26 protein-coding genes and 1 riboswitch are annotated in these 25514 nt (G+C 64.6%); of the genes, 10 read left to right on the forward strand and 16 right to left on the reverse strand.

Annotation, left to right across the window (positions count from 1 at the left end):
* Window positions 1-14: 14 nt before the first annotated feature.
* The 3 genes from ACWGQ2_RS01280 to ACWGQ2_RS01290 all read right to left on the reverse strand — a co-directional run bounded on the left by ACWGQ2_RS01280 (window position 15) and on the right by ACWGQ2_RS01290 (window position 3865).
* Window positions 15-1127: a BMP family lipoprotein gene (locus ACWGQ2_RS01280; RefSeq protein WP_452013518.1), complete on the reverse strand. Its 1113-nt coding sequence runs from the start codon at window positions 1125-1127 to the stop codon at window positions 15-17.
* A gap of 253 nt (window positions 1128-1380) precedes the next feature.
* On the reverse strand, window positions 1381-2586 hold the full coding sequence (locus ACWGQ2_RS01285; RefSeq protein ID WP_452013521.1) for an amidohydrolase: 1206 nt from the start codon (window positions 2584-2586) through the stop codon (window positions 1381-1383).
* A gap of 130 nt (window positions 2587-2716) precedes the next feature.
* Window positions 2717-3865, reverse strand: a complete 1149-nt coding sequence (locus ACWGQ2_RS01290) for a mannose-1-phosphate guanylyltransferase (protein ID WP_452013524.1) — start codon at window positions 3863-3865, stop codon at window positions 2717-2719.
* 228 nt (window positions 3866-4093) lie between these two features.
* Between ACWGQ2_RS01290 and sdhC the strand changes: the two genes are divergently transcribed.
* The 5 genes from sdhC (at window position 4094) to ACWGQ2_RS01315 (ending at window position 8459) form a co-directional block, all read left to right on the forward strand.
* Entirely contained in the window at window positions 4094-4474 is a 381-nt protein-coding gene (sdhC, locus tag ACWGQ2_RS01295) for a succinate dehydrogenase, cytochrome b556 subunit (protein ID WP_452013526.1), read from the forward strand.
* A gap of 3 nt (window positions 4475-4477) precedes the next feature.
* Entirely contained in the window at window positions 4478-4945 is a 468-nt protein-coding gene (locus tag ACWGQ2_RS01300) for a succinate dehydrogenase hydrophobic membrane anchor subunit (RefSeq protein WP_452013528.1), read from the forward strand.
* A 64-nt stretch (window positions 4946-5009) separates the two neighbouring features.
* Window positions 5010-6776 carry a succinate dehydrogenase flavoprotein subunit gene (gene sdhA / locus ACWGQ2_RS01305; protein ID WP_152228749.1) on the forward strand — a complete coding sequence of 589 codons (1767 nt, stop codon included), beginning with the start codon at window positions 5010-5012 and terminating at the stop codon, window positions 6774-6776.
* On the forward strand, window positions 6776-7552 hold the full coding sequence (locus ACWGQ2_RS01310; protein WP_452013530.1) for a succinate dehydrogenase iron-sulfur subunit: 777 nt from the start codon (window positions 6776-6778) through the stop codon (window positions 7550-7552). Before sdhA ends, ACWGQ2_RS01310 begins: the two co-directional genes overlap by 1 nt.
* A gap of 124 nt (window positions 7553-7676) precedes the next feature.
* On the forward strand, window positions 7677-8459 hold the full coding sequence (locus ACWGQ2_RS01315) for an alpha/beta hydrolase (protein WP_452013532.1): 783 nt from the start codon (window positions 7677-7679) through the stop codon (window positions 8457-8459).
* Here ACWGQ2_RS01315 and ACWGQ2_RS01320 read toward each other — a convergent pair.
* From ACWGQ2_RS01320 to ACWGQ2_RS01335, 4 genes are all read right to left on the reverse strand, one after another.
* Entirely contained in the window at window positions 8456-9037 is a 582-nt protein-coding gene (locus tag ACWGQ2_RS01320) for a 2'-5' RNA ligase family protein (protein ID WP_452013534.1), read from the reverse strand. The genes ACWGQ2_RS01315 and ACWGQ2_RS01320 overlap by 4 nt on opposite strands.
* 6 nt (window positions 9038-9043) lie before the next feature.
* On the reverse strand, window positions 9044-10072 hold the full coding sequence (gene trpS / locus ACWGQ2_RS01325; protein ID WP_452013536.1) for a tryptophan--tRNA ligase: 1029 nt from the start codon (window positions 10070-10072) through the stop codon (window positions 9044-9046).
* A gap of 10 nt (window positions 10073-10082) precedes the next feature.
* Window positions 10083-10931, reverse strand: a complete 849-nt coding sequence (locus ACWGQ2_RS01330; protein WP_452014472.1) for an exodeoxyribonuclease III — start codon at window positions 10929-10931, stop codon at window positions 10083-10085.
* An 80-nt stretch (window positions 10932-11011) separates the two neighbouring features.
* A complete protein-coding gene (locus tag ACWGQ2_RS01335) occupies window positions 11012-11524 on the reverse strand; it encodes a hypothetical protein (RefSeq protein ID WP_452013538.1) in 513 nt (170 codons plus the stop codon).
* A gap of 177 nt (window positions 11525-11701) precedes the next feature.
* Between ACWGQ2_RS01335 and ACWGQ2_RS01340 the strand changes: the two genes are divergently transcribed.
* Window positions 11702-12223 carry an O-acetyl-ADP-ribose deacetylase gene (locus ACWGQ2_RS01340; RefSeq protein WP_452013541.1) on the forward strand — a complete coding sequence of 174 codons (522 nt, stop codon included), beginning with the start codon at window positions 11702-11704 and terminating at the stop codon, window positions 12221-12223.
* Window positions 12224-12229: 6 nt separating this feature from the next.
* Here the strand turns inward: ACWGQ2_RS01340 and ACWGQ2_RS01345 are convergent, their stop codons facing one another.
* Window positions 12230-13087 carry a GAP family protein gene (locus tag ACWGQ2_RS01345; protein WP_452013544.1) on the reverse strand — a complete coding sequence of 286 codons (858 nt, stop codon included), beginning with the start codon at window positions 13085-13087 and terminating at the stop codon, window positions 12230-12232.
* A gap of 125 nt (window positions 13088-13212) precedes the next feature.
* Here ACWGQ2_RS01345 and ACWGQ2_RS01350 point away from each other — a divergent pair, with 125 nt between their 5' ends.
* Both ACWGQ2_RS01350 and ACWGQ2_RS01355 read left to right on the forward strand, forming a co-directional pair.
* Complete coding sequence (locus ACWGQ2_RS01350) at window positions 13213-14487, forward strand: sensor histidine kinase (RefSeq protein WP_452013547.1); 1275 nt, start codon at window positions 13213-13215, stop codon at window positions 14485-14487.
* Window positions 14484-15158: a response regulator gene (locus tag ACWGQ2_RS01355; protein WP_452013549.1), complete on the forward strand. Its 675-nt coding sequence runs from the start codon at window positions 14484-14486 to the stop codon at window positions 15156-15158. Before ACWGQ2_RS01350 ends, ACWGQ2_RS01355 begins: the two co-directional genes overlap by 4 nt.
* 24 nt (window positions 15159-15182) lie before the next feature.
* On the opposite strand, the gene ACWGQ2_RS01360 is transcribed toward ACWGQ2_RS01355, so the two are convergent.
* The 5 genes from ACWGQ2_RS01360 to ACWGQ2_RS01380 all read right to left on the reverse strand — a co-directional run bounded on the left by ACWGQ2_RS01360 (window position 15183) and on the right by ACWGQ2_RS01380 (window position 20525).
* The gene (locus ACWGQ2_RS01360; protein WP_452013552.1) at window positions 15183-16043 is read right to left on the reverse strand and encodes an ABC transporter permease; all 861 of its coding nucleotides are present in this window, start codon (window positions 16041-16043) and stop codon (window positions 15183-15185) included.
* Entirely contained in the window at window positions 16040-16912 is an 873-nt protein-coding gene (locus ACWGQ2_RS01365; protein WP_452013554.1) for an ABC transporter permease, read from the reverse strand. The genes ACWGQ2_RS01360 and ACWGQ2_RS01365 overlap by 4 nt, the downstream gene beginning before the upstream one ends.
* The gene (locus ACWGQ2_RS01370) at window positions 16905-17840 is read right to left on the reverse strand and encodes an ABC transporter ATP-binding protein (protein ID WP_452013557.1); all 936 of its coding nucleotides are present in this window, start codon (window positions 17838-17840) and stop codon (window positions 16905-16907) included. The genes ACWGQ2_RS01365 and ACWGQ2_RS01370 overlap by 8 nt, the downstream gene beginning before the upstream one ends.
* Window positions 17841-17964: 124 nt before the next feature.
* A complete protein-coding gene (locus tag ACWGQ2_RS01375) occupies window positions 17965-19575 on the reverse strand; it encodes a flavin-containing monooxygenase (protein ID WP_452013560.1) in 1611 nt (536 codons plus the stop codon).
* Window positions 19572-20525, reverse strand: coding sequence for an alpha/beta hydrolase (locus tag ACWGQ2_RS01380; RefSeq protein ID WP_452013563.1), 954 nt, complete (start codon window positions 20523-20525; stop codon window positions 19572-19574). The genes ACWGQ2_RS01375 and ACWGQ2_RS01380 overlap by 4 nt, the downstream gene beginning before the upstream one ends.
* A 183-nt stretch (window positions 20526-20708) precedes the next feature.
* Here ACWGQ2_RS01380 and ACWGQ2_RS01385 point away from each other — a divergent pair, with 183 nt between their 5' ends.
* The gene (locus ACWGQ2_RS01385) at window positions 20709-21404 is read left to right on the forward strand and encodes a GntR family transcriptional regulator (RefSeq protein WP_452013565.1); all 696 of its coding nucleotides are present in this window, start codon (window positions 20709-20711) and stop codon (window positions 21402-21404) included.
* Between the two features lie 123 nt (window positions 21405-21527).
* On the opposite strand, the gene ACWGQ2_RS01390 is transcribed toward ACWGQ2_RS01385, so the two are convergent.
* The 3 genes from ACWGQ2_RS01390 to ACWGQ2_RS01400 form a co-directional block, all read right to left on the reverse strand.
* Window positions 21528-22466 (reverse strand): bifunctional methylenetetrahydrofolate dehydrogenase/methenyltetrahydrofolate cyclohydrolase, encoded by a 939-nt coding sequence (locus ACWGQ2_RS01390; RefSeq protein WP_452014474.1) that lies wholly within the window; start codon window positions 22464-22466, stop codon window positions 21528-21530.
* A 20-nt stretch (window positions 22467-22486) separates the two neighbouring features.
* Window positions 22487-23770 (reverse strand): serine hydroxymethyltransferase, encoded by a 1284-nt coding sequence (glyA, locus tag ACWGQ2_RS01395; protein WP_452013567.1) that lies wholly within the window; start codon window positions 23768-23770, stop codon window positions 22487-22489.
* Between the two features lie 88 nt (window positions 23771-23858).
* Window positions 23859-23947, reverse strand: a riboswitch (ZMP/ZTP riboswitch).
* Between the two features lie 2 nt (window positions 23948-23949).
* Entirely contained in the window at window positions 23950-24492 is a 543-nt protein-coding gene (locus ACWGQ2_RS01400) for a GNAT family N-acetyltransferase (RefSeq protein ID WP_452013569.1), read from the reverse strand.
* A 69-nt stretch (window positions 24493-24561) separates the two neighbouring features.
* Between ACWGQ2_RS01400 and purU the strand changes: the two genes are divergently transcribed.
* The gene (gene purU, locus ACWGQ2_RS01405) at window positions 24562-25455 is read left to right on the forward strand and encodes a formyltetrahydrofolate deformylase (protein ID WP_452014476.1); all 894 of its coding nucleotides are present in this window, start codon (window positions 24562-24564) and stop codon (window positions 25453-25455) included.
* Window positions 25456-25514: the final 59 nt, after the last annotated feature.

The following is a 25514-nucleotide window of genomic DNA, read 5'->3' on the forward strand; positions in this document are numbered from 1 at the left end:
GGCCTATGCCCGGATTACTTGGGGCTGGCAGCGGATTCTACGGAGATTTCGCCGGAGATGATCTTGGCCTTGATCTCATCTACAGCGGACTTGACGTCGGCCGGCACGGCCTCTTCCTGGTCGTGGTACGGAGCCAGGGTGACGCCGCCGTTCTCCAGGGTGCCGATGTACGGGGCTGCGTCGAAGTTGCCCTCAACGTCCTGGGTGATGACCTCTTCAACGGCCTCGCCCATGAGCTTCATAACGGAAGTCAGGATGTATTCCTTGCCGTTGCCTGCGGTCTCGTAACCGTCGGAATCGACCCAGATCACCTTGTTGGTGCCGCCGCCTGCGTTGGCTTCGACAACAGCGTCGAGCGTACCGGTGCCCACCGGACCGGCAACCGGCATGATGATGTCGGCGCCTTCGTTGATGAAGTTCTCAGTGGTGGTCTTACCTGCACCGGTGTCGGTGAAGTTGCCGATGAAGGAACCGGTCTGGTCAGCCTTGTTCCAGCCCAGGACCTCGACGTCGGCGCCGTTCTCTTCGTTGTAGTAGGCAACGCCGTCAGCGAAGCCGTCCATGAAGATGGTCACGGTGGGGATGTTGATGCCGCCGTAGGTGGCAACCTTGCCGGTCTCCGACGTTCCGGCAGCTACGTAGCCGGCCAGGAATGCAGCCTGGGCGGTGTCGTAGATGATCGGCTTGACGTTATCCAGCTCGATGGAGTTGTCATCGATGATGGCGAAGTGGCTCTCCGGGTTAGCGGCAGCCACTTCCTGGGTAGCATCGGCGAGGAGGAAGCCGACGGTGACGGTGATGTCACAGCCGTTCTGGACAACCATGGAGTCCAGGTTCGGACCGAAGTCGGTCTCGGACTGGGACTCAGCGGTCTTGATCTCGATGCCCAGGTCAGTTTCAGCAGCCTTCAGGCCCTCGAAGCCGGACTGGTTGAACGAGCGGTCATCGAATCCGCCGGAGTCCGAAACCATGCAGGCCAGGAAATCGCCGTTGGCGCTTGCCTCGCCGCTGGATGCGGAGTCTTCCTCGGGGGCGGCACCGCAGCCGGCCAGCAGAAGCGCCGATGCGCCCAGCATGGCGACGGATGCACCGGCATTGCGCTTGAAGCCGCGCGGGAAATTCTTCAATGTTCCTCCAGAAAAGAAAAGTGTTCCACCGCCTTAACTGCGGCTCGGCCCGCCGGACGGGAGGGCCTTTCGCAGGTGCGTGTGGTGCGCGCTCCTTCCCTCATGGAGCGCAGCAAGACCTAACCATAGTGCATGTGTTGCGAACCACTACGCGAAGAGGCGCCCTGGGGATCATTTGTTTACATGTTGTTATCAATCGGGGCTCTGTGAAGGGCCCGCGAGGTTGCGGGCAGGCCGCGGAATCCCGCCTGGATCAGTGCCGCAGGCCGCGCGCAGCGCGCACAGCGGCTGCCGCCATCACGGAGACGCCGCAGCTGATCGCCAGTTCATCCGGGTTGTAGTCCCCGCGGTGCAGGTCGAAGGTTTCCCCTCCCGGCGTGCGGGTACCGAGGCGCATCATGGCGCCGGGGATGGCCTGTGTCATCCAGGCAAAGTCTTCCCCGCCCATGGACTGCGGAGTCAGGACTACCGAATCCTCCCCAAGCTCAGCCCGGGCAGACGCTTCGATCAGACCCGTTTCGGCTTCGGAGTTGATAACCGGCGGCACACCCCTGGTGTGCTCCAGCGCCACCTCCACACCGTAAGGAGCGGCAACTTCGCGGACCACGTCGTCGAGCAGTTCGCCCGCCGCGTGCCAGGCCTCGGCGTCAAGGCAGCGCATGGTGCCCGCCATAAAGCCGTGGCCGGGGATGGCATTCGGCGCGGACCCGGCGTGGATCTGGCCCCAGACAACGGACACACCGCTGCGGACATCGATCCGCCGGGACAGGATGGCGGGAACGCTGACGGCGATCTGGCTGAGCGCGAAGACCAGGTCCTGGGTCAGGTGCGGCCGTGAGGTATGTCCGCCCTGGCCGGAGAGTTCAATCCGAATGGTGTCGGAGGCGGAGGTGATGGCACCGATGCGGGTACCCACCTGCCCGACGTCGACGCGGGGGTCGCAGTGCAGGGCCAGGATGCGCGGAACTCCGGAAAGCACTCCCTGTTCGATCACGGACAGTGCACCGCCGGGCATGACTTCTTCGGCCGGCTGGAAGATCACCCGGATCCGCCCGCCCAGCGATCCCTCGGCGTCGAGCTTTGCCAGCACCCGGGCAACGCCGAGCATTACGGTGGTGTGGATGTCATGCCCGCAGGCGTGCGTTATCCCGGTGTTCACCGAGGCGTAGGGAAGGCCGGTTTCCTCCAGGACAGGCAGCGCATCGATGTCCGCGCGCAGCGCCAGGCCGATCGGGCCGTCTCCAATGTCCACGTAGGCACCGGTGTTTTCAAGCCGCTTGGGCTGCAGGCCTGCTGCCTCCAGCGCCTCAACGATCCGGTCCGTGGTGCGGAACTCCTTGTGTGAGAGCTCGGGATGCGAGTGCAGATCCCGCCGGAACTCGATCAGCTCACCCAGGATTGGAGCAACACTGCCCCTAATAGACGGAACTGGTGAACTGCTAAGTGGGGTTGTCTGCACGTATTCAAGGTTAGCCAACCTGTGCTGGTTCGCGGGAACTGGATGACTTTAAGACTTCCCACGGCCCAATTTCGTGAGCCGGGGAGCCCTGCGGTGTTGCCTGGGCTACTCCTTATAACTGCAGGTCTAACTACAGGACGTCCGTGTCACCGCTGGCCTTGAGGTGCTCCACAGCCTTTTTGACTTCCTGTGCGTGGTCCTTCGTGGTGACCAGCAGGGCATCAGGCGTGTCCACAATCACCACGTCCTCGATGCCGATCAGGGCAATAACGCGTTTGGTATCAGACACAACAATCCCCGAGGCATCCTCGGAGTAGACACGCGCACCCTCGCCCATCACAGTCAGTTCACTGTTTTCAGCAGCCGGGTTCAGCCGCCCGATGGCGGCGAAGTCCCCCACGTCATCCCAGCTGAAGATGCCGGGAATCATGGCGACGTCTCCGGCCGCCGCAGCGGGTTCAGCCACCGCGTAGTCAATGGCGATCTTGGGCAGCGTCGGCCAGACCCTCAGCACCACTTCCCGGCGGTTCTCGGTGTCCCAGGCTTCGGCGATTTCCATCAGTCCGGCGTGGAGTTCAGGTTCATTAGCCAGCAGGTGCTTGAGCATCAGGGCGACCGGGGCCACGAACATGCCGGCATTCCAGCTGTAGTTGCCGCTGCGCAGGTAGCCGCGGGCGGTGTCCTCGGACGGCTTCTCGACGAATTCAACAACGGAATGCGCGCTGGGCGCCCCGTCAATGACCAGCGGTTCCCCGGCCTTGATATAGCCGAATCCAGTGGAGGGGTGCGTGGGGTGGATGCCGATCGTGACGATATATCCCTGTGCGGCAGTGTGGATGGCCTCCCGGACGGTCTCCTGGAAAACCTCGACGGGCGTGATCACCTGGTCTGCGGCGAAGGAACCCATGATGATGGACGGGTCGCGCTGGTACAGGATTGCCGCCGCCAGGCCAATGGCGGCAGCGGAGTCCTTGGGCTCATTTTCCAGCACCAGGTTCTCCTGCTGGATTTCGGGCAGCTGGGCCAGCACGGCGGAGCGGTGAAGCTGGCCGGTCACCACCATGACACGGTCGTCACTTAGCGGTGCCAGGCGGTCATACGTCGCACGGATCAGCGTGGATCCGGAACCCGTGAGGTCGTGAAGGAACTTCGGCGCCGCGGCGCGGGAAAGCGGCCACAGCCGGGTCCCTACTCCCCCGGCCGGAATCACGCCGTAGAAGCGGTCGAAGATGTCGGCGCCGGCCGATTCCGGGTTCACATTTGTCATTTCAGTACTCATCAGTGCCAAGGTTAGCTGAGAGTCCCCTCAGCCATGGCCGCAGACACGAGCGCGTGCTGCCGCCGGCGCACTGCGGAGTGTAAGCCAGGTCACACTGTAGGGGAACCTAAATTGATCCCGCTACGGGTGGGACCTAGATTATGCTTGAGCTTATAAGTGCTCTCGCACCGGCGTCATCACTGCGTGGAAGACGCGCTAGCGCCGCTGCGATGCAGGGAGGAATATTCAGTGTCGAAGTTACCAGCAGGCACGCTTTACCGCGGCCGCGAAGGCCAGTGGTCATGGGTGGCCCATCGGATTACTGGCGTGGTGATCTTCTTCTTCCTTTTGGTCCATGTTCTGGATACCTCGCTGGTGCGCGTGTCGCCCGAGGCCTACAACGTGGTCATCGGAGCGTACAAGAACCCCATCATGGGCCTCGGTGAGCTTGGGCTCGTCGCCGCCATCGTGTTCCACGCCTTCAACGGCCTCCGGGTGATTCTTATCGACTTCTGGAAGAAGGGCCCCAAGTACCAGCGCCAGATGCTGTGGGGCGTCGTCGGCCTTTGGGCCGTGACCATGATCGGCTTCTCCATCCGCCACATTCCCATCATTTTCGGGGGTCACTAAGCCATGAGCACTCCTTCAATTGACGCCCCCCGGGCAGGACGCATCTCCCCGAAGTACACCCGCAACGGGTCGGGCAAGGGCAACTTCGAGATGATCGCATGGCTGTTTATGCGCATCTCCGGCGCCCTGCTGGTCATCCTGATCTTCACCCACCTCTTCATCAACCTCATGGTTGGCGACGGCATCAAGGCCATCGACTTCGGGTTCGTTGCCGGCAAGTGGGCCTCCCCGCTCTGGCAGATCTGGGACCTGGTCATGCTCTGGCTGGCCATGCTCCACGGAACCAACGGCGTGCGCACCATCATCAACGACTACGCCGAGAAGAACTCCACCCGCATGTGGCTCAAGACGGTGCTGTACTCGGCAACCGTCGTCATCATCGTTCTTGGCACCCTCGTGATCTTCACCTTCGATCCGTGCCCTGCCAACGCGACGCTGGACCAGCTGCCGTCCTTCTGCCCCGCTCCCTAGCCGGGCAGACACCGCAGCAACTCCCTAAGAGCTACAAACAGTTTCAACAGAAAGAGCATCTGGTATGCAGGTCCATAAGTACGACGTCGTCATTGTCGGCGCCGGCGGCGCCGGTATGCGTGCCGCCATCGAATCCGGACAGCGCGCACGGACGGCGGTACTGACCAAGCTGTACCCCACGCGTTCCCACACCGGAGCAGCGCAGGGCGGCATGTGCGCAGCACTGGCCAACGTAGAAGAAGACAACTGGGAATGGCACACCTTTGACACGGTCAAGGGCGGTGACTACCTGGTGGACCAGGATGCCGCCGAGGTCATGGCGAAGGAAGCCATCGACGCCGTGCTGGACTTGGAAAAGATGGGCCTGCCCTTCAACCGCACGCCTGAAGGCCGGATCGACCAGCGCCGTTTCGGCGGCCACACCCGGGACCACGGCAAGGCTCCCGTGCGCCGCGCCTGCTACGCAGCAGACCGCACCGGCCACATGATCCTGCAGACCCTGTACCAAAACTGCGTCAAGCACAACGTTGAGTTCTACAACGAGTACTACGTTCTGGACCTGCTGACCGTTGAAGACAGCTTCGGCCAGAAGCGCGTTGCGGGCGTCGTCTCCTACGACCTCGCCACCGGTGAACTGCACGTTTTCCAGGCCAAGTCCGTGGTCTTCGCGTCCGGCGGTGCCGGCAAGGTCTTCAAGACCACCTCCAACGCCCACACCCTGACCGGCGACGGCATGGGCATTGCGTTCCGCAAGGGCATCCCGCTGGAAGACATGGAGTTCATCCAGTTCCACCCGACGGGCCTGGCCGGCCTGGGCATCCTGCTCTCCGAAGCTGCCCGCGGTGAAGGCGCGATCCTGCGCAACTCCGAGGGTGAGCGCTTCATGGAGCGCTACGCACCGACCATCAAGGACCTCGCTCCCCGAGACATCGTTGCCCGTTCCATGGCCAACGAAGTCCGTGAAGGCCGCGGCTGCGGCCCGAACAAGGACTACGTCCTGCTGGACCTCACCCACCTGGAGCCGGCACACATCGATGCCAAGCTCCCGGACATCACGGAATTCGCCCGCACCTACCTGGGTGTGGAGCCGTACACCGAGCCCGTTCCCGTGTTCCCGACGGCGCACTACGTCATGGGCGGCATCCCGACCAACATCAAGGCCGAGGTCCTCCAGGACAACGACACCGTGATCCCGGGCCTGTACGCGGCCGGCGAAGTAGCCTGCGTTTCCGTCCACGGCTCCAACCGCCTGGGCACCAACTCCCTGCTGGACATCAACGTCTTCGGTAAGCGCGCCGGCATCTACGCCGCCGAGTACGCATTGCAGGCCGACTTCGTCGACCTGCCGGAAGATCCGGAAGCAGACACGATTGCCCTGCTGGATGTTGTCCGCAACTCCGAAGGCACCGAGCGCGTTTCCGAAATCCGCCGCGACCTGCAGAACACCATGGATGCCAACATGCAGGTGTTCCGTACAGCCGAGACGATCCAGAAGACGCTTTCCGACATTGCAGATCTGGAAGAGCGTTACAAGAAGATCAACGTCCAGGACAAGGGCAAGCGCTTCAACCTTGACCTGCTGGAAGCCGTAGAGCTCGGCTTCCTCCTGGAACTGGCCAAAGTCATGTCCGTGGCTGCCCTGCACCGCGAGGAATCGCGCGGCGGCCACTTCCGTGAGGACTTCCCGGAGCGCGATGACGAGAAGTTCATGCTGCACTCCATGGCCTACAAGGTCGATGAGGCCGACAACGCCGAGCACACGGCCGGCATCCGGCTCGATACCAAGCCGGTTATTTTCACGCGCTACGAGCCGATGGTGAGGAAGTACTAATGACAACGGAAGTCGCTGAGCCGGCCTCAAAGATTGACCTGGCTGAATCAACTGCCGGTGAAATCCCCTCCTTCGACATCACGCTGAAGGTACGCCGCTACAACCCGGAGATCTCTGACGAGGCCCACTGGGACGAGTGGACGCTGACCATGTACGGAACGGACCGCGTGCTGGATGCCCTGCACAAGGTCAAGTGGGAGCATGACGGCACCGTTTCCTTCCGCCGTTCCTGCGCCCACGGCGTCTGCGGTTCCGATGCCATGCGCATCAACGGCCGCAACCGCCTGGCCTGCAAGACCCTGCTGAAGGACCTGGACACCTCCAAGCCCATCCTCGTCGAGCCCATCAAGGGCCTGCCGGTGGAAAAGGACCTGATCGTGGACATGGAACCCTTCTTCCAGTCCTACCGCGAGATCATGCCGTTCCTGATCTCCAAGGGCCACGAACCGACGAAGGAGCGCCTGCAGTCCGCTGAGGACCGTGAGCGTTTCGACGACACCACCAAGTGCATCCTCTGCGCTGCCTGCACGTCTTCCTGCCCCGTCTTCTGGACCGACGGACAGTACTTCGGCCCGGCTGCGATCGTGAACGCACACCGCTTCATCTTCGACTCGCGCGACGACGCCGGAGACATGCGCCTTGAAATCCTGAACGACAAGGAAGGCGTGTGGCGCTGCCGCACCACCTTCAACTGCTCGGAAGCATGCCCCCGCGGCATCCAGGTCACCAAGGCCATCTCCGAGGTCAAGCAGGCCATCCTGAACCGCTCCATCTAGTTCAGGGGCTTAGCCCGCTTTCATAAGGCGGGGGAACCGGATTATCGTCCGGCTCCCCCGCCTTTTGCATACCCCGGCACCCGTCCTTCGGGTACACGTCCGGGCAGCAGATAGGGTTGACTGCATGCCAGAGTTCGAATCTGTTTCTTTCCCCGGTGTCAACGGCACCACCCTGGCCGGCACCCTGGACGTTCCCGACGGAGATCCACTCGGCTGGGCGGTGTTCTGCCACGGCTTTGCCCTCGGGAAGAACAGCGCAGCGGCTTCCCGCATTTCCAAGGCCCTCGCCGAGCGGGGCATCGGAGTGCTGCGCTACGACGCCGCCGGGCTGGGCCGTTCCACCGGGTCCTGGGAAGACGGATCCTTCACCACCAAGGTCAGCGACCTGCACAACGCCATGGCCTATCTGCGCTCCTCCGGGCGCCCGCCAACACTGCTGCTGGGCCACTCACTTGGCGGAGCAGCCGCCCTCGCCGCCGCCTCAGCCGAAGACTCCCTGGCTGCCCTGGTGACGATTGGCGCCCCGTTCCGGCCCTCCCACGTGGCTCATCTGTTCGAGGATGAGCTGGGGACCATCGCTGACCAGGGTGAGGCCGACGTCGAGCTGGGCGGGCGCACCCTGACCATCCGGCAGCAACTGGTCGAGGATCTCCACAGCCACGACCTGCGCGGGTGCATCGAGACCCTGGAAATACCGCTGCTGGTGATGCACTCCCCCACGGATGAGACCGTGGGGATCGAGAACGCCTCGGAGATCTTCAATGCCGCACGCCATCCGCGCAGCTTTGTCTCCCTGGAAGGGGCCAGCCATCTCATGCCGGACAGGGAACAGACCTCCCGGGCAGCGGAGATCATCGCCGCGTGGGCGGGTATCTATCTGCGGCAGGCCCGGGACAAGGGCTTCTAGCCCTTCAGGACCATTTCCTCGCGCAGCACCCACAGGCCGTGCGGATCGTGTTCAAACACGCCGATCCGGTCAACGGTGAAGCTCGCGGAATAATCCCTCAGGGTCTCCACTGCGTTGTCCATGCTGGCCTCGGAAACGTCGTGGGCAACGGTGACGTGCGGGTGGTAGGGGTACGGCATCTGGTGATCCAGCGGGCCCGACTGCAGCTGCTGGTGCAGCTTCGAGCACTCCTGGAAACCATCGTCTACCTGTACGTACACCACCGGAGTGACGGGCCGGAAGGACGCGGCGCCGCGAAGGGTCACGGTGAAGGGCGCCTGGGCGGCCGTCACTTCACGCACGTGCTCCAGCGCCGATGCCCAGTCCGGTGCCGGCGTCGTGGTTACCAGCGTGATGTGGGCCGGAATTACTGATGCCATCGGGTCGCCAAACGAGGCCCTTGCACGTCGCAGCTCCGAGGCGATGGGCTCGGGAACCGAGATCACAATCCCGACCCAGCACGGGCTTTCGGGCACCCGGCCGCTGCCGCCGCGGGCTGCGCCGGATGAAGTCTGGACGGTCGAGTTCGTGTAGCCCATGAGCGCTTAGCGGGCGGTGGAACCCAGTGGGAGGAAACCGATCTTCTCGTACACATCGGCAAGTGTAGCCGACGCCGTTTCACGGGCTTTCAGGGCCCCCTTGGCCAGCAGGCGGTCCAGTTCCGCCGGGTCAGCCAGCAGCTCCAGGGCCCGCTCCCGGATGGGACGGATGTGGTCGGTTGCAGCTTCTGCCAGGTCTACCTTCAAGTGTCCGTACATCTTGCCTTCATACTCCTTGACCAGGGTGTCGATGCTCCGGCCGGTGATCAGCGAGTAGATGGAGAGCAGGTTGGAGACACCGGGCTTGGCTTCCCGGTCAAACCGGATCTCCGTGCCGTCGTCAGTCACGGCCGACTTGATGCGCTTGGCAATTACCTTGTCCGGGTCCAGCAGGTTGATCAGCCCTGCCTGGGATTCGGCGGACTTGGACATTTTTGCAGCCGGGTTCTGCAGGTCGTAAATCTTTGCGGACTCCTTCTGGATGAAGGCTTCCGGCACCGTGAACGTGTCTCCGTAGCGGGTGTTGAACCGCTTGGCGAGGTCGCGGCTGAGCTCAACGTGCTGCCGCTGGTCCTCACCCACGGGTACGCCGTGGGGCTGGTACAGCAGAATGTCCGCCACCTGCAGGATCGGATAGGTGAACAGTCCCACACTGGCTGAGTCAGCGCCGAAGCGCTGCTGCTTGTCCTTGAACTGGGTCATCCTGGACGCTTCGCCAAAGCCGGTAATGCAGTTCATTACCCATGCCAGCTGCGCGTGTTCGGGCACCTGGGACTGGACGAACAGGGTGGCCTTGTCCACATCCACCCCGCCGGCAATGTACTGCGCAGCGGTCACGCGGGTGCGCTGGCGGAGGTCCGCCGGGTCCTGCGGCACGGTGATCGCGTGCAGGTCCGGGATGAAGAAGTAGGCGTCGTACTGCTCCTGCAGGCGCACCCAGTTCACCAGGGCACCCAGGTAGTTGCCCAGGTGCAGTGAATCCGCGGAGGGCTGCATTCCGGAGAGAATGCGCTGGCGGGCGGGGGTCTGCGTCATGTTTTCTGCCTCAGAACTTGTAGTCGACAACCACGGGGGCGTGGTCGGAGAAACGGGCGTCGTACGTGGCTGCGCGGTCGACGACGGCGCTGACGGCACGCTCGGCGAGGGCGGGAGTGGCCATGTGGTAATCGATGCGCCAGCCGGCGTCGTTGTCGAAGGCCTGTCCGCGCCAGGACCACCAGGTGTAGGGCCCGGGAACCTCGCCGGCGAGCTTGCGGGCTACGTCCACGTAACCGATTTCGTCGCTGAAGAAGCGGTCAAAGTAGGCACGCTCTTCCGGCAGGAACCCTGCCCGCTTGACGTTGCCCTTCCAGTTCTTGATGTCCAGGGTGGTGTGGCCGACGTTGAGGTCTCCCACAATCAGGGCGTAGTCGCTGGTGGCAGCGAGCACGGGCAGCCGGGCGGCCATGACGTCCAAGAAGCGGTACTTGTCGTCCTGTTTGGGTGTGCCGGCCTCGCCGGAGTGCACGTAGGCGCTGACCACGGTGAGGAGCTTCTCCTCGCCGTCGACCGGGATCTTGAAGTCGGCTTCGACCCAGCGGCCGGAGAGGGCGAAGTAGTCTTCACCGATGTGTTCGCGCACGGCCACGGGTTCGGCGCGGGAGACGATCGCCACCCCGGAACGCCCCTTGGCTTCTGCCTCGGCGTGCAGGATGTGCCAGTCGCTGCCCAGCAGGTCGCGGACAACGGCGTCGGGAGCACGGACTTCCTGCATGCAGAGGATGTCCACGCCGCGCTCGGCAAGCCAGTCGGCCATGCCGCGTTTGTACGCCGCGCGGATGCCGTTCACGTTGACGGTTGCGATCCTCAGTGCTGACGCACCGGGTTCAGGGCTGGACTCCCCAGTCGATTCCATGCTCACGCCAAATACCTTACCCCTCAGTAGCTTTCGTTTCCGGCGGTTCCGCCGCGCCTAGAGCGTGCGGCGTCCGCTGCCTAGTCGACTACAGTGCCTTCGACCGGACCGCCGTCATCCTTCTTCATCATTCCGCGGGCGTTATGCGCCGTGATCTCAATCGTTTCAATGGCGCGGGCAACCTGGTCGGCGTCGGTGCCGAGGTTGTCGCGGATCACCTTGGACTGGACCTGGATGATCTTGAAGCTGTGGTCCAGCTTCTGGTCGCGGATGAGAGTTGCCTCGTCCATGACCTCAACGGAAGGTGCCGCGCCGGCGGCACGGTTCAGTGAATCCTGTGCCTGGGCGAGCTTGGCGCCGGCCTTGCGCGCCGCACCGCGGATGCTGAAGACAACAAAGGCGAACAGCAGCAGCCAGCCCAGGGAGATGATCACCACCAGCCAGCCAACGACGTCGTTCTCATTGGCGGCGAAAAGCACGGCAACAATGAACACGAAGACCATGACGGTGGTCCCGATCGTGGCCATCTGGCGGCTGATACCCCGGCCGGGATTGCTTGCTGACGGCGTCTTGCCGTTACGGATGGACTGCATAACCCTATTCTCTCAAATTTTCGGGGGCCTCATTCCGGCTTACCCCCTCGGCGAAATGAGAGGCCAGTTACGGCTCTTTTGAGGTGCCAAAAGAGCTGTAACTGGCCTCTCGATGGAGGGATTCGAGACATGCTGGCGGGGTTGCCCGAGCGCGGCTGCGGCTGGAAGGCTGAGCCCATGGAGATTGAGCTGCTGCAGGGAGACATCACAACGCGCGACGTCGACGCGGTAGTCAACGCCGCCAACTCGTCACTGCTGGGTGGCGGCGGTGTGGACGGAGCCATCCACCGGGCGGCCGGCCGGCAGCTGCTGGAAGCCTGCCGCGCCCTGCGGCAGGCTGATTATCCGGACGGGCTTCCGGTAGGCCAGGCAGTGGCCACGGAAGCCTTCAATCTTCCGGCCCGGTGGGTGATCCATACCGTAGGCCCCAATGCCAACGCCGGGCAGACCGACCCGGAGCTGCTGCGCCAGGCGTTTGCCAACAGCCTGGCCGTGGCTGAGGAACTGGGGGCTGCCACCGTGGCCTTCCCGGCAATCAGTGCGGGGGTCTACGGCTGGGACGCGGACGACGTCGCCCGCACGGCGCTGCAGGCAGTTAGCAATCATCCGGGAACAGGCATTGCACGCATCGAGTTTGTGCTGTTCAGCGACCGCGTAGCCCAGGCCTTCCGTTCCGCTCTGGATGAGCTCCGCGGTTAAGGCGCCTCACCCGCCGAAGGGGTTCCAGGAAGCGCCCGGAAACAGCCCGGCCAGTCCTGCCCGCAGCATCAGGAACCCGACAATCCCCACGATCCAGAGCACCGCTTCACCCACTGCTTTGGACAGCCATGCCCGCAGCCGCTCCAGCGGGCCGTCCAGACGCCTTCCCAGTACCCGCCGCGCTGTCAGCAGCACAGCCGCAGGCAGCAGCATCACCAGGCAGTAAAGCGCCAGGACCCCGGCGGACGCCGTCCAGTCTGTCCCCGAGGCGGTCACCAGTCCCACGGCAGCCAGGTAGGGCAGCATGGTGGGCAGCTCCAAGACCCCGGCCAGAAGCGCGAGCCCCAGGAGTCCGCCCCGGGTATCCAGGGCCTTGCCGATCCGCTGCTGCCAGCGGCGCTCCGTGGCTTGCGAGCGCTGGAGTGCGGCGGTTGTCCGTGTGTTGCCGGTTTGGGCGTCAGCCCTACCCGTGGTTTCCGGCGTGAAGCCCGGCCCCGTGTGCGGCCCGGCAGCGCCGGCAGCAGCGCCGGTTTCAGCGCCGGGTTTCTTGAACAGGGTGTCCCTGAACGACCAGAGAAGCATGCCCGCGCCTGCCGCGATCATCAGCGCCTGCACAGCCGGGAGTTCCAGGATCGTACCCATTCCCCCGCCCAGCATCCGTCCCAGCCCGCTGGCACCGGAGAGCAGCAGCAGACCCACCAGGAAATAGAACAGCCCGACGGCGCCGAGGTAGGTTGCCACCTTCCCGGTGGTCTTTCCAGCGTCACGCCGCATCAGGAGCCATATAGGGATCACGAGGGTGCCGATGCTGGTGCTGTCTACCAGGGCGAGTATGCCCAGCTGGGCGAGGGTTTCCGGAGTCATAGCGGCTACTCTTCCCGGGCGGCGGCCTGTAGGAATCCGGCCTTCGGCGTAACCGGGGTCATTCTTTAGTGCCACGGCACCGATACCTCCTTGGCCGAAGACAACACCCACGTCAGGATGGAGTCATGAACTTTTCCCCGGGCCAGGCTGCCCCGGCCCGCAGGATCCGGCGTGAGGACGTCCTGCTGGCGTTTGCCTACGCTGCCCTGGCCTGGCTGCTGCATTCCCTGGACCTGACTGCCACCGGCACCCCGGCGGTCCCGCAGCTGGTGCCGTGGTGGCCGATGCTGACCGTCATCGGCTGTGCCGCCGTCCTGTTCCGCCGTGTCCGGACGGCCGTGATGGTGCCGGTTGCTCTGGCCGCGGCGGTCCCGCTGGTCCTGGCCAACAGCACGGTCGGGTTGTTCCTTATCTTCGAAGCTGTCTTTTCCCTGGTCCTGTTCGGTTCCGCCCGGGCGGCCCGTGCAGCGGAGGTCACTGTCCTTGTGCTTTGTGCCGCCTCAGGCGTGACTGTCTGGACGCTGACCGGAGACCTCGGCGACGGTGTAACGGTCATCCTGCTCGCCGGCATGATTCTGCTGCTCCCGGCAGAGTGGGCGTCCAACCTGCGCAAGGCGGCCCAGCTGGCCAAGAGCGAGAGTGCCCGCGCAGCTGCTATCCGCGCGGCCGCGCGGGACCAGGAGCGTCTTGCCGCCCGCGAACACGAGCTCGCCCTGGCAGCGGAGCGGCAGGACATGGCACGGGAACTGCACGATGTCCTCTCCTCCCGGCTCTCCGCTATTGCCCTGCAGTCCGGAGCAGCGCTGCGCAGCCCGCAGGGCAGCTCCCTGCCGCTGGAGGTGCTGGCGCACGTGCGTCAGGAAAGTGTGAAGGGTTTGGAGGAGCTCAACGGGATGATCCGCACCCTCAGTACCGGCATCCCCCGTGCCCTGGCCGGCAGTGTCCAGGACCTCGACGCCGTCGTTGCAGGACACCGGGCCGCCGGAATGAACATCTGCTGGACAAACCGCGTTCCCCGCTCTGACGAGCTGCCCTCCCCTGTGCAGGCCGCCATATACCGGATTGCCGTGGAGTCGCTGGTCAACGCTGCCCGCCACACGGACGGCGCCCGGGTCAGCATGCTGCTGGAGCGCACTTCCGGCGGTCTGCGGCTGGTGGTGGAGGACGACGGCGGAAGCACTGTCCCGGGATCCGGCTCGGCTGCCGGTACCGGCCCGGGTACCGGCACCGGGCTGCCCAGCATCCTGGCACGCGCCGAGCAGCTTGGCGGCCGGGCGGCTGCCGGCCCGGGGCCGGAGGGCACCGGGTGGAAAGTTGAAGCTATGCTCCCGGTCAGCCCGCCGGAAGCGGCACCAGAGCAGCACCAGAACAGCGTCAGCACAGGAGGAACAAAGGTATGAGCGGGGATATTCGGGTTCTGCTGGCTGACGATCACGCTGCGATCCGGCTGGGTATGCGCATGGTCCTGGAGACCGAGCCGGGGTTCGAGCTGGTTGGCGAAGCGTCCGACGGCGCCACGGCCGTGCGGATGGCCCGTGCACTGCGCCCGGATGTTGTGCTGATGGACCTGCGGATGCCCGTGGTTGACGGTGTCCAGGCCACCGGGGAAATCGTGTCCGGCGGCCTGGCGAAAGTGGTAGCCCTGACCACCTTCGACCATGATTCCTATCTGTTCGGTGTCCTCTCCGCGGGCGCAGCCGGCTTCCTGCTCAAGACAGCGGAGCCTGCCGAGATTACGACGGCGCTGCGGCGGGTCCACGACGGCGGCACGGTGATCGCTCCGGAGGTTGCAGGGCGGCTGGTGGATGCCTTCGTCTCCGGGCGGGAACATGCGGTTCCTGACGCACCGCTGGCCCCCTCCCAGGCCCTGGCCCCGGAGAATGAGCTGACCACGCGGGAAGAGGAAGTCCTGGACTGCCTTGCCGAAGGGCTCAGCAACGTCCGGATCGCCCGCAAACTGGGCATCTCTGAAACCACAGTCAAGACCCATGTTTCACGGGTGCTGGCCAAGCTTGGCGTTGAATCCCGGCTGCAGGCGGCGCTGGCTGCCCGGGTCCGGACACCCTCATAGGGTCCGTGCACCCCGGCACAGACCCTACTTCTGGAACAGCGCTTCGAGCCTGCGGGTGGTCACAATCAGGCCGATCGCGATCATCACCACGAAGTAGAGCAGGTGCCCGGCCGTGGCGAGGCTGAAGGCTCCGGCGCTGATTTGGCGCAGCATTTCCACGCCGTGCCACAGCGGGAGTGCCTGGATGATCCACTGCACTGCCTGCGGGTAGACGCTGAGCGGGTAGAAGGTGGCGGAGAACAGGAACATGGGCAGCATGACGAAGTTGACCCAGTCCAGCTGCTGGAAAGTCTTCATGTAGCTGGTGATTGCCATCCCGAAGGACGCGAAGCCGAAGGCGACCACCACTGCGGCGGGAATCATCAGCAGCGCCGCCGGGGAGGTCACCAGTCCCATGGCAGCCATAACAGCAGTGAAGCCGGTGGCGTACATGGCTCCGCGCAGCAGGGCCAGCAGGATCTCGCCCAGTGCCACGTCCAGCGGCCCCAGCGAGGTGGCCAGCATGCCCTCATAGAGCTTGGCGTAGTTGAGCTTGAAGAACACGTTCATGGTGGAGTCGTAAACGGCGCCGTTCATGGCGGAGACGGCCAGCAGTGCGGGCGCGATGTATGCCGCGTAGCTGATCTGCTCGCCGCCCGGTCCGGTGACGGTGCCGATCAGTGCGCCCAGACCGATGCCCATGGCAATGAGGTACAGCACCGGTTCCACAAAACCGCTGATCATGATGGACCAGTTGGTTCCCCAGGTCGCCTTCAGCCCGCGGGCAAAGACGGCCCGGATGTTCCGTGCATAGAGCGAGCCCAGGACCCGCTTCCCGGCCAGCGCCGGAGATCCGGGTGCCAGGAAGTCCGACGCCGCTCCCCCGGTACGTTGTTCAGCACTCATTTGCCCAGCCTCCGTGTAAAGGTACGCCGGGCCAGGAGCCAGCCGCCCGCTGCGAGGGCCAGCAGATAGGCCACGTGCACCACGGTCAGGAGAACCGGTTCAGCCAGTCCGTAGCTGAACATCCGGCCCAGCTCGGTGGCATGCCAGAGCGGTGAGATCCAGCCGATCCAGCGGATCACCAGCGGCAGGGTGTCCAGCGGGAAGAAGGTGCCGGAGAACAGGAACAGCGGCATGACGATGAACCGCTGCACCATGGCGAACTGTCCGCGGTCTTCGGTGATGGAGGCACTGTAGGCCATCAGCGGCAGGCCGAAAGCCAGCCCGCCCAGGATGGCCGTGAAAATCATCAGCCAAGCGGTGCCCGGATTGCCGACGGCGCTGAAGAGCAGCAGGAACACGAAGTAGGCTCCGCAGGTAATCAGCAGCCGCACGCCCAGTCCCAGCACATGCCCGTCCACCAGCTGCCCGCTGGAGAGCGGCGAGGCGTTGGGCCCGTAGTAGGTCCGCCGCCATTTGAAGCCGGACATCACGGTGTACGTGTTTTCCTCGCTGGAAACCATGATCGCCGCCGTCGCCAGCAGCGCCGGAGCGACGAACATCAGGTAAGAGACAGAGGAGCCGTTGCCGGTTTCGAAGGCCGCGTTGGTACCGGTGTCCACCAGCGAAGCCAGTCCGATCCCCATGCCGAAGAGGTACACCAGCGGGGTTCCGACGGCGGTGACCAGCACGGTGATCCCGTAACCGCGCATCCGGCGCAGCCAGTGTTCGGCGTAGTAGACCGCTCCGAAGCGCCGCGCCCTGCGGGCGGTCTCTTCCGGTGTCAGCGGGGACCGCAGCCCCAGGACTGCGTGGGTGCGCTGCTCAGTCAACGAGACTCCTGCCGGTCAGGCGGAGGAAGACGTCCTCCAGCGAAGAACGCCGCACCAGCGAGGTGATGGGCCGCAGCCCACGGGAGCTGACCGCTTCAAGGGCAGCTTCGCCGTCGTTCGCGTAGATCAGAACCCGGTCCGGCAGCGTCTCGATGCGCTCACCGATGCCGTCGAGTTCCGCCGCGACCGTGGTGTTGCGTTCGGACCCGAAGCGCAGCTCCACCACCTCGCGGGAGGAGTGGGTGCGGATCAGCGCTGCCGGAGACCCTTCGGCCATGATCGTGCCCTTGTCCACCACAATGAGCCGGTCGCAGAGCTGCTCGGCCTCGTCCATGTAGTGCGTGGTGAGAATCAGGGTGACGCCGGCTTCCTTGAGCCGGAAGAGGCGGTCCCAGAGGATGTGCCGGGCCTGCGGGTCCAGCCCTGTGGTGGGCTCGTCCAGCAGCAGGATCTTGGGATCGTTGATCAGTGAGCGGGCGATGGTCAGGCGGCGCTTCATACCGCCCGAGAGGTCGTCCACCCGCGCCCTGGCTTTGTCCGTCAGCTGCGCGAACTCCAGCAGTTCGTCCGCCTTGGGCTGCAGGTAGCTCTTGGGCAGGCCGAAGTAACGTCCGTAGGCAAGCAGGTTGTCCCGGACGCGCAGCTCCTCGTCCAGGTTGTCCTGCTGCGGAACCACTCCCAGGTGTGCCCGGACTTCCGGTCCGTTGGTGTTCGGGTCCAGGCCCATGATCGCCAGCTCGCCGGAGGTGCGCCGGGAGACTCCGCCGATCATCTTCATGGTGGTGGATTTCCCGGCACCGTTCGGACCCAGCAGCCCGAAGGACTCCCCTGCCGGAACTTCGAAGCTGATGCCGTCAACGGCGGTGAAGTCCCCGTAGGACTTGGTGAGGTTCGACGCGGCGATGACCGGGCCCTGGAAGCCGCTCATGGCGGGCGTTTTAGAGGTTGTGATCTGCGGCACCCGGCAATCATAGTGCAGGGTTCAGGGGGAAACACGCAGGCCCGCCCTCCAATCGGAGGACGGGCCTGCGGTTCGTGTTCGGTGCCCTGCACTAAAGGAGGGCGAACCCGTCGTAGCGGCTGGCCGCTACCTGGTCGCACTTCGCCCGGTACGCTCCTACTCCCCCGACATAAGGCATGAACACCCGTGGCTTTCCAGGCACGTTCGCGCCGAGATACCAGGAGTTGGCCTGTGGATAGAGCGTCAGGTCCGCAACTTGGTTCACGTGGTCAACCCAGCTGTCCTCGGCTTCGGGAACAGCCTCACTCTCGGCCAGTCCCTCCCGCTCCAGAAAGCTGATGTGGTCTGTAATCCAGTCCACGTGCTGCTCGATCGAGGTAACCATGTTGCTGAGAACCGATGGACTGCCCGGCCCCGTGACCATAAACAGGTTGGGGAACCCCGACGTCGCCAGGCCCAGGTAGGTGCGCGGGCCCGCCTCCCATTTCTCCGCCAGGGCGGCATTGCCCCGGCCACGGATGTCGATGCGGGCGAGCGCTCCGGTCATGGCGTCGAATCCGGTGGCGAAGACGATCGCATCGAATTCGTACTCCGCTTCGGTGGTGCTCAGGCCGGTCTCCGTGATCTTGGCAATCGGCGCCTTGCGGACGTCGACCAGTTCCACATTCTCCCGGTTGAAGGTTGCGTAGTAGTCGGTGTCCACGCAGATTCGTTTTGTCCCCACCGGATGATCGAACGGCTTGAGCAGTTCGGCAACCGCCGGATCCTCGACTATTTCCTCGATGCGTTCCCGGATGTATCCGGCCACCACCTCGTTCGCTTCGCGGTTCACACCTATGTCAGAGAAGCACTGGGCCAGACGGTATCCGCCCTGTTTCCAGTGCTCGTCCAGGATCTGGCGCTGCTCATCCGGTGCAACCGAGAGTGCCGGTGCCTCACCGGGAGGGAAGGGCAGGCCCGTGGGCGTGTGCTTTGCCCGGCTCCGGAGATCCGGGTACTGCTCCTTGATGGTTGTCCATTCCTCCGGTTCCAGCGGCCGGTTGTGTGCGGGGACGCTGTAGTTCGGTGTCCGCTGGAAGACCGTCAGGTGATCCGCCTGCTGGGCAATAATTGGAATTGACTGGATCCCAGATGACCCCGTACCCACTACCCCTACTCGCTTACCGGTGAAGTCAACGCCCTCATGCGGCCAGCTACCGGTGTGGTAAATGTCCCCGGTAAAGGACCCGAGTCCGGGAAACTCCGGGATCCTCCCTGCGGAAAGACACCCGGTGGCCATGATGCAGTAGCGCGCCACCACCTTCTCCTCGCTTCCGTCCTGTTTGCGGACAGCGAGGTGCCAGCGCTTCTCTGCCTCGTTATAGACGGCAGAGACGACCTCACGTTCAAGTTCGATGTCCCGCATCAGGTCAAAGCGTTCGGCAACGTGGTCCAGGTACCGCAGGATTTCCGGCTGGGTGGCGTACTTTTCCGACCAGACCCATTCCTGCTCCAGCTCCGGGGAGAACGAATATGAGTAGTAGGCGCTTTCAACATCGCAGCGGGCGCCCGGGTATCGGTTCCAGTACCAGGTTCCGCCGATGCCCTCGCCCCGCTCGAACACGGTGCAGCTAAGCCCCAGTTCCCTCATCCGGTGCAGCAGGTACAGCCCGGAGAACCCCGCGCCTACAACGGCTGTGTCTACTTCCCGTTCCGCGCTCACCGCTCCGTCACCGCCTCCAGGTCACGGGAGACAGACTCAACAATGTGGTCCAGGACCTCGGTGCTGGCCGGCAGGATCCCGAGCATCGTAATGAACCCGTGCATCTGCCCTTCCCAGCGCTTGTGGTTTACCGGCACTCCGGCCGCCTCCAGGGCCGCGGCATAGGCTTCTCCTTCGTCCCGGAGCACATCATGGGCGGCGGTAATAATCAGGGCCGGGGGCAGTCCGCTGAGATCGCCGGCGTGCAGCGGTGCGGCTTCGGGATGCCGGCGCTGGCCCGCGTCCGGCACGTACTGGTCCCAGAACCAGCTCATGAACTCGGTAGTGAGCAGCGTCTGGTTCTCCGCTTCAAGGTAGGAAGAGCGCGTGAAATCTGCGTCCGTGACGGGGTAAATGAGCACCTGCACTGCCAGCGCCGGTCCGCTGTGGTCCCGTGCCCGAAGGGTCATGGCTGCGGCCAGGTTTCCACCGGCGCTGTCCCCTCCAATGATCAGGGGCACGTCACGGCCGGCAATGTTCGTCAGATGTTCGGCCGTCCAGGTCAGGGCTGTCCAGGAATCCTCCACCGGAAGCGGGAAGGGATGCTCCGGTGCCTTGCGGTAGTTCACCAGCACAACCGCATACCCGGAGCGTTCCGCGAGCTGCCGGCCAAGGGCGTCGTATCCGTCAATGTCCTGCAGCACCCATCCGCCGCCGTGGAGGTAGATGAACACGGCGTCAGGTGACTCCACCGGAACGTGGACCCGCACCTCGAACTGGCCGCCGTCGGTGCTGGTGAGCAGGTGGTCCTCGGTGCGGACCATCTCGATCACCGGGTCAGCATCTCCGGTCAGGGCTTTGGCTGCCAGGCGGGCATCCGCGGGAGCCATGGTCCACATGGGTTGGGCGTCCGGCCCTGCGGCCTCCGCCGCGGCCGCGAGAAAAGCTGTGGTTGCTGAGTCCAGGGGCATGGCATTCTCCTCATTGAGTTGCTTCCCGCACCCGCTCTATCGAGTGCAGGTCCGCGACAATGTAAGTTGCAGAATGCATTCTTGCCATAGGTATTCCGGAAAATTGGTGGACGGGTACCCTAAGTGCAAGCTCCCATGGGGGACGGCCGCGGACGTGCCGCGGACGGGAAGGAGAGCCGGTCCTTGGAATTCGAATTGCCTACCACCCGGCGCGAGGCGGTGGCCAACCACCTGCGCGAGGAGATCCTCAGCGGCAAGCTGGAACCGGGCCGTCCGATCCGGGACAGCGAGATCGCTGCCCGCCTGAACGTCAGCATCACGCCTGTCCGCGAGGCCATAACCGAGCTGGTGGCAGAGGGCCTTATTGACGCCGCCGCGAACAAGCGGCGCAGCGTTTCCGTGCTGACCCAGCGGCAGGCGATGGAACTCATGGATGCCCTGGGCATCGTGACGGTCGCGGCCCTGGAACGGGCACGGACGCTCAGCACCGCGCAGCTGGAGCAGCTCAGCACCGCCGTCGACCTGTTCACCCGGGAAGTGAGCCAGTACCGCTTTGAGGCATCACGGACCCGGCTGATCGACATCATCCGCGTGCTGCTGGAGGCCGCGGACAACGCCGAGCTCGAAGCCATGGCTGAACGGGTGATGCTGCGGTCCCTGCGGCGGATCAGCCTCTACCCCTCCGGGCACCTGGTCCCGCTGTGGGTCGATGCTTTCCAGGACATGCTCAGCTGCCTGCGCCGCGGCGAGAATGCCCAGGCGCAGGCCAGGCTCCGGGAGTTCTTTGCCCGCCTGGTTCAGCGGATGAATGAGGACCGGCCCGCGGACGCTGTGCTGCTGCCGGGAGCACCGAACACCGTGGAGCCCGCAGGGACCTAGTCCCCGGAACTTCCCCTGCCCACTTCCGGAGACCCGGCGCTCTCATAGCCGCTGATCCCAAACAGACAGGGAGCGGAACCGCCGTGCTCGGTTCCGTTCCCTGTCTGTTCTCAGCGTGACGCTTTAGGCAGTGGGAAGGATTCCCACGCTGCGCTCGGCGGCCTCCACCACGTTGGCCAGCAGCATGGCGCGGGTCATCGGTCCCACACCGCCCGGATTCGGGGACATCCAGGACGCCACAGAGGCAGCATCCTTCTCGACGTCGCCGCTCAGGGTCGTTTTGCCGGTCTCCGGATCGGTGACCCGGGTGACGCCTACGTCCAGCACAATGGCGCCGGGCTTGAGTTCGGCAGCCTTGACCATGCCCGGGAATCCGGCGGCGGCAACAACGACGTCGGCCTCGGCCAGCAGCTCAGGCAGGTTGACCGTGCCGGTGTGCGCCAGGGTGACCGTGGCGTTGATCTGGCGCCGGGTCAGCAGCAGTCCCAGCGGACGGCCCACCGTGACACCGCGGCCGATCACCAGCACACTCTTGCCGGTCAGGACCAGCCCGTTGCGTACCAGCAGCTGCACAATGCCATGCGGCGTGCAGGGCAGGGGTGAGTTCATCGGGTCGGAGACGTTCAGCACCAGCCGGCCAAGGTTGACCGGGTGCAGGCCATCAGCGTCCTTTTCAGGCGCGATGCGCTCGAGGATGGCGTTGGTGTCCAACTGCTTCGGCAGCGGGAGCTGCACAATGTAGCCGGTAACAGCCGGGTCCTCGTTCAGCTCATCAATGACCTTCTCGAGTTCTTCCTGGCTGATGTCAGCGGGCAGGTCGCGGCGGATGGAGTTGATGCCCACCTGCGCGCAGTCCTTGTGCTTGCCGCCCACGTAGGAGTGGCTGGCCGGGTCATCGCCCACCAGCACGGTTGCCAGTCCCGGAGTGATCCCGTGCTCGTCCTTGAGGACCTGGATGCGTTCGGTCAGCTCAGCCTTGATCTCCTTGGCGGCTTTGATGCCGTCCAGGACCTGGGCCGTTGCGGGTGCGGTTTCCTTCGCGGTCTCCACTGCGCCTTCCATGTTGGTTGCCTGCTCCATGCTTACCATTCCTCCTGGCCGGGGTAGAGCGGAAAGTCCTCGGCGAGTGCCGTGACCCGGTTGCGCAGGGCCTCCGTATCCGGGGAGGGCTTCAGCGCTGCGGCAATAATTTCTGCCACCTCAGTGAACTCCTTGGCGCCGAAACCGCGGGTAGCCAGCGCCGGGGTTCCAATGCGCAGTCCGGAGGTGACCATCGGCGGCCGCGGGTCGAAGGGGATCGAGTTGCGGTTCACGGTAATGCCGACGGAGTGCAGCAGGTCTTCGGCCTGCTTGCCGTCCAGCACCGAGTTGCGCAGGTCCACCAGGATCAGGTGTACGTCGGTGCCGCCGGTCAGCACGGATACACCGTGCTCAGCTACGTCAGCGGCGGTGAGGCGGTCCGCGATGATGCGGGCGCCTTCAAGGACACGTTCCTGCCGTTCGCGGAACTCCTCGGAGCCGGCCACCTTGAAGGCCACGGCCTTCGCAGCGATCACATGCATCAGTGGGCCGCCCTGCTGCCCCGGGAAGACGCTGGAGTTGATCTTCTTGCCGAACTCCTCCTTGGCCAGGATCATGCCGGAACGCGGACCGGCAAGGGTCTTGTGCACCGTGGAGGTAACGACGTCGGAATACGGCACCGGGCTCGGGTGCAGGCCGGCCGCTACGAGGCCGGCGAAGTGAGCCATGTCCGTCCAGAGGTAGGCACCAACCTCGTCGGCAATGGAACGGAACGCTTCAAAGTCCAGCTGCCTCGGGTACGCGGACCATCCGGCGATGATGACCTGCGGCTTTTCGGCGATCGCCTGCTCGCGGACTTTGTCCATGTCAACGCGGTAGGTGTGCTCGTCCACGCCGTAGGCTGCCACTTCGTAGAGCTTGCCGGAGAAGTTCAGCTTCATGCCGTGGGTCAGGTGCCCGCCGTGGGCCAGGTTCAGGCCCATGATCTTGTCACCGGGCTTGATCAGGGCGGCCAGGGCGGCAGCGTTGGCCTGGGCCCCGGAATGCGGCTGCACGTTGGCGAACTCGGCGCCGAACAGGGCCTTGACCCGTTCGATCGCGAGGTTCTCGGCAACGTCAACCTGCTCGCAGCCGCCGTAGTAGCGGCGTCCGGGGTAACCCTCTGCGTACTTGTTGGTCAGGACGGAACCCTGGGCTTCCAGGACGGCACGCGGCGCGAAGTTCTCGGAAGCGATCATTTCCAGCGTATTGCGCTGGCGGGCCAGTTCCCCGTCAAGGACTGCGGCAATCTCCGGGTCAACCTCGGAGAGGGGGGCATTGGTGACGGGCTGGGTGGATAGTCTCACGTGGATCTCCTGGGGAAAGGTGTTCTATAGGTCAGGCTACCTGCCGGGCACCCCCGGGGTCCGGGCATGACAAACAGATGACAACTTGACCGAAGGCCCAGGCGTGCGATCCGCGGTGTGTTACTGCTGTGCCGCTTCCTGGTGGTTACCCACCCAACGCCAGTTGCGACGGTTACATCCTACCGCGCAGCCAGGTCTTCCCATTCGAAGCCGGTCACGGTGCCTGCCTCCCAGTCGGAGCGCAGCCGGCTGTAGACCACTTCGGCCAGCCGGTTCCCGTCCGGCAGCGGCCACTGCTCGCGCAGGTGCGCTTCCTTGACGAATTCGGAGCGAAGCAGGGTCTTGCGCATGGCGATGTTGTCCTCCCGCATCCTTCCGGCGAAACGCCGCAGGTGCGGATAATCGGTGAAAACCTTGTCTGTCAGCGCGCGGAGCACGGGCACCCCCTTGCCCTCTCCCCTGTGCTCCTCCACGAGGCGAAGGTCAAAGTAAGCGCACTCCTGGTCAAGGTCTTCCAGGATCACTAGGCCAAGGCGGTGGTTGCCGCCGAAAACCCAGAAGGTGCAGACGCCGTCGGACTCAAACCGTCCTTCCAGCAGCAGCCGGCGGACCAGTTCCTCGGAGGGGGCTGTGATCCGGTGGAACGGAAAGCTGTTGGTGGTCAGGAATTTGACCAGTTCCTCTTCGTCCTTGTCCATAAGCGGGGCGAAAGTAACGTCCATTCACCCAGCCTAGGCGGTAGCTGCCCGGGCGGTAACCTTGGAAGGGTGAGAGAAGATGCCTCCGCCGGGCTGCCGGCGTCCCCCGTTTCCCCTGCCTCCGATGCAGGCGCTGCTGCTGAAGCCGGTGCCTACACCCTGACACTCTCCTGTGCCGACCGGCCGGGAATCGTCCACGCCGTCTCCGGAGCGCTGGCGGGGGCCGGCGGGAACATCACGGAGTCCCAGCAGTACGGGAGCCCGGACTCCGGCACCTTCTTTATGCGCGTGGACTTCACGGCGCCGGGCAGCTACGACGACGTCCGCTCCCGGATCACCCCGGTGGCCGGACAGTTCGGCATGGATTGGGAACTGCACCGCGCCGGGGTTCCCGTGCGCACCCTGATCATGGCATCCAAGGACGGGCACTGCCTCAACGATCTGCTTTTCCAGCAGCGGGCGGGCAACCTGCCGATCGAGATCCCGGCGATCGTCTCCAACCATCGGGATCTGGCCGGCCTGGCTGAGTTCTACGGCATTCCGTTCCACCACATCCCGGTCACTGCGGACACAAAGCAGGAAGCCGAAGACCAGCTCAGGGCGCTGATGGCTGAACTGGACATTGAGCTGGTGGTGCTGGCCCGGTACATGCAGATCCTCAGCAATGAGCTCTGCCAGGAACTCTCCGGGCGGGCAATCAACATCCACCACTCCTTCCTGCCCTCCTTCAAGGGCGCCCGCCCGTACCACCAGGCGCATGCCCGCGGCGTAAAGCTGATCGGCGCGACGGCACACTACGTGACCTCGGACCTGGATGAGGGGCCGATCATTGAGCAGGAAGTCATCCGGGTGGACCATTCCCGCACAGCGCAGCGGCTTGCCGCCCTGGGCGCGGGAGTGGAGGGACGGACCCTGTCCAAAGCGGTGCAGTGGCATGCCGAACACCGCGTGCTGCTCGACGGCCGCCGGACGATCGTCTTCAACTGATTCCGGGGCGCGCACGGAAGGGTGGCGTGCCGCACACCGGGGCGTCCGGTGCACGCCCG

It is taken from the genome of Arthrobacter sp. NPDC055585, assembly GCF_053619115.1.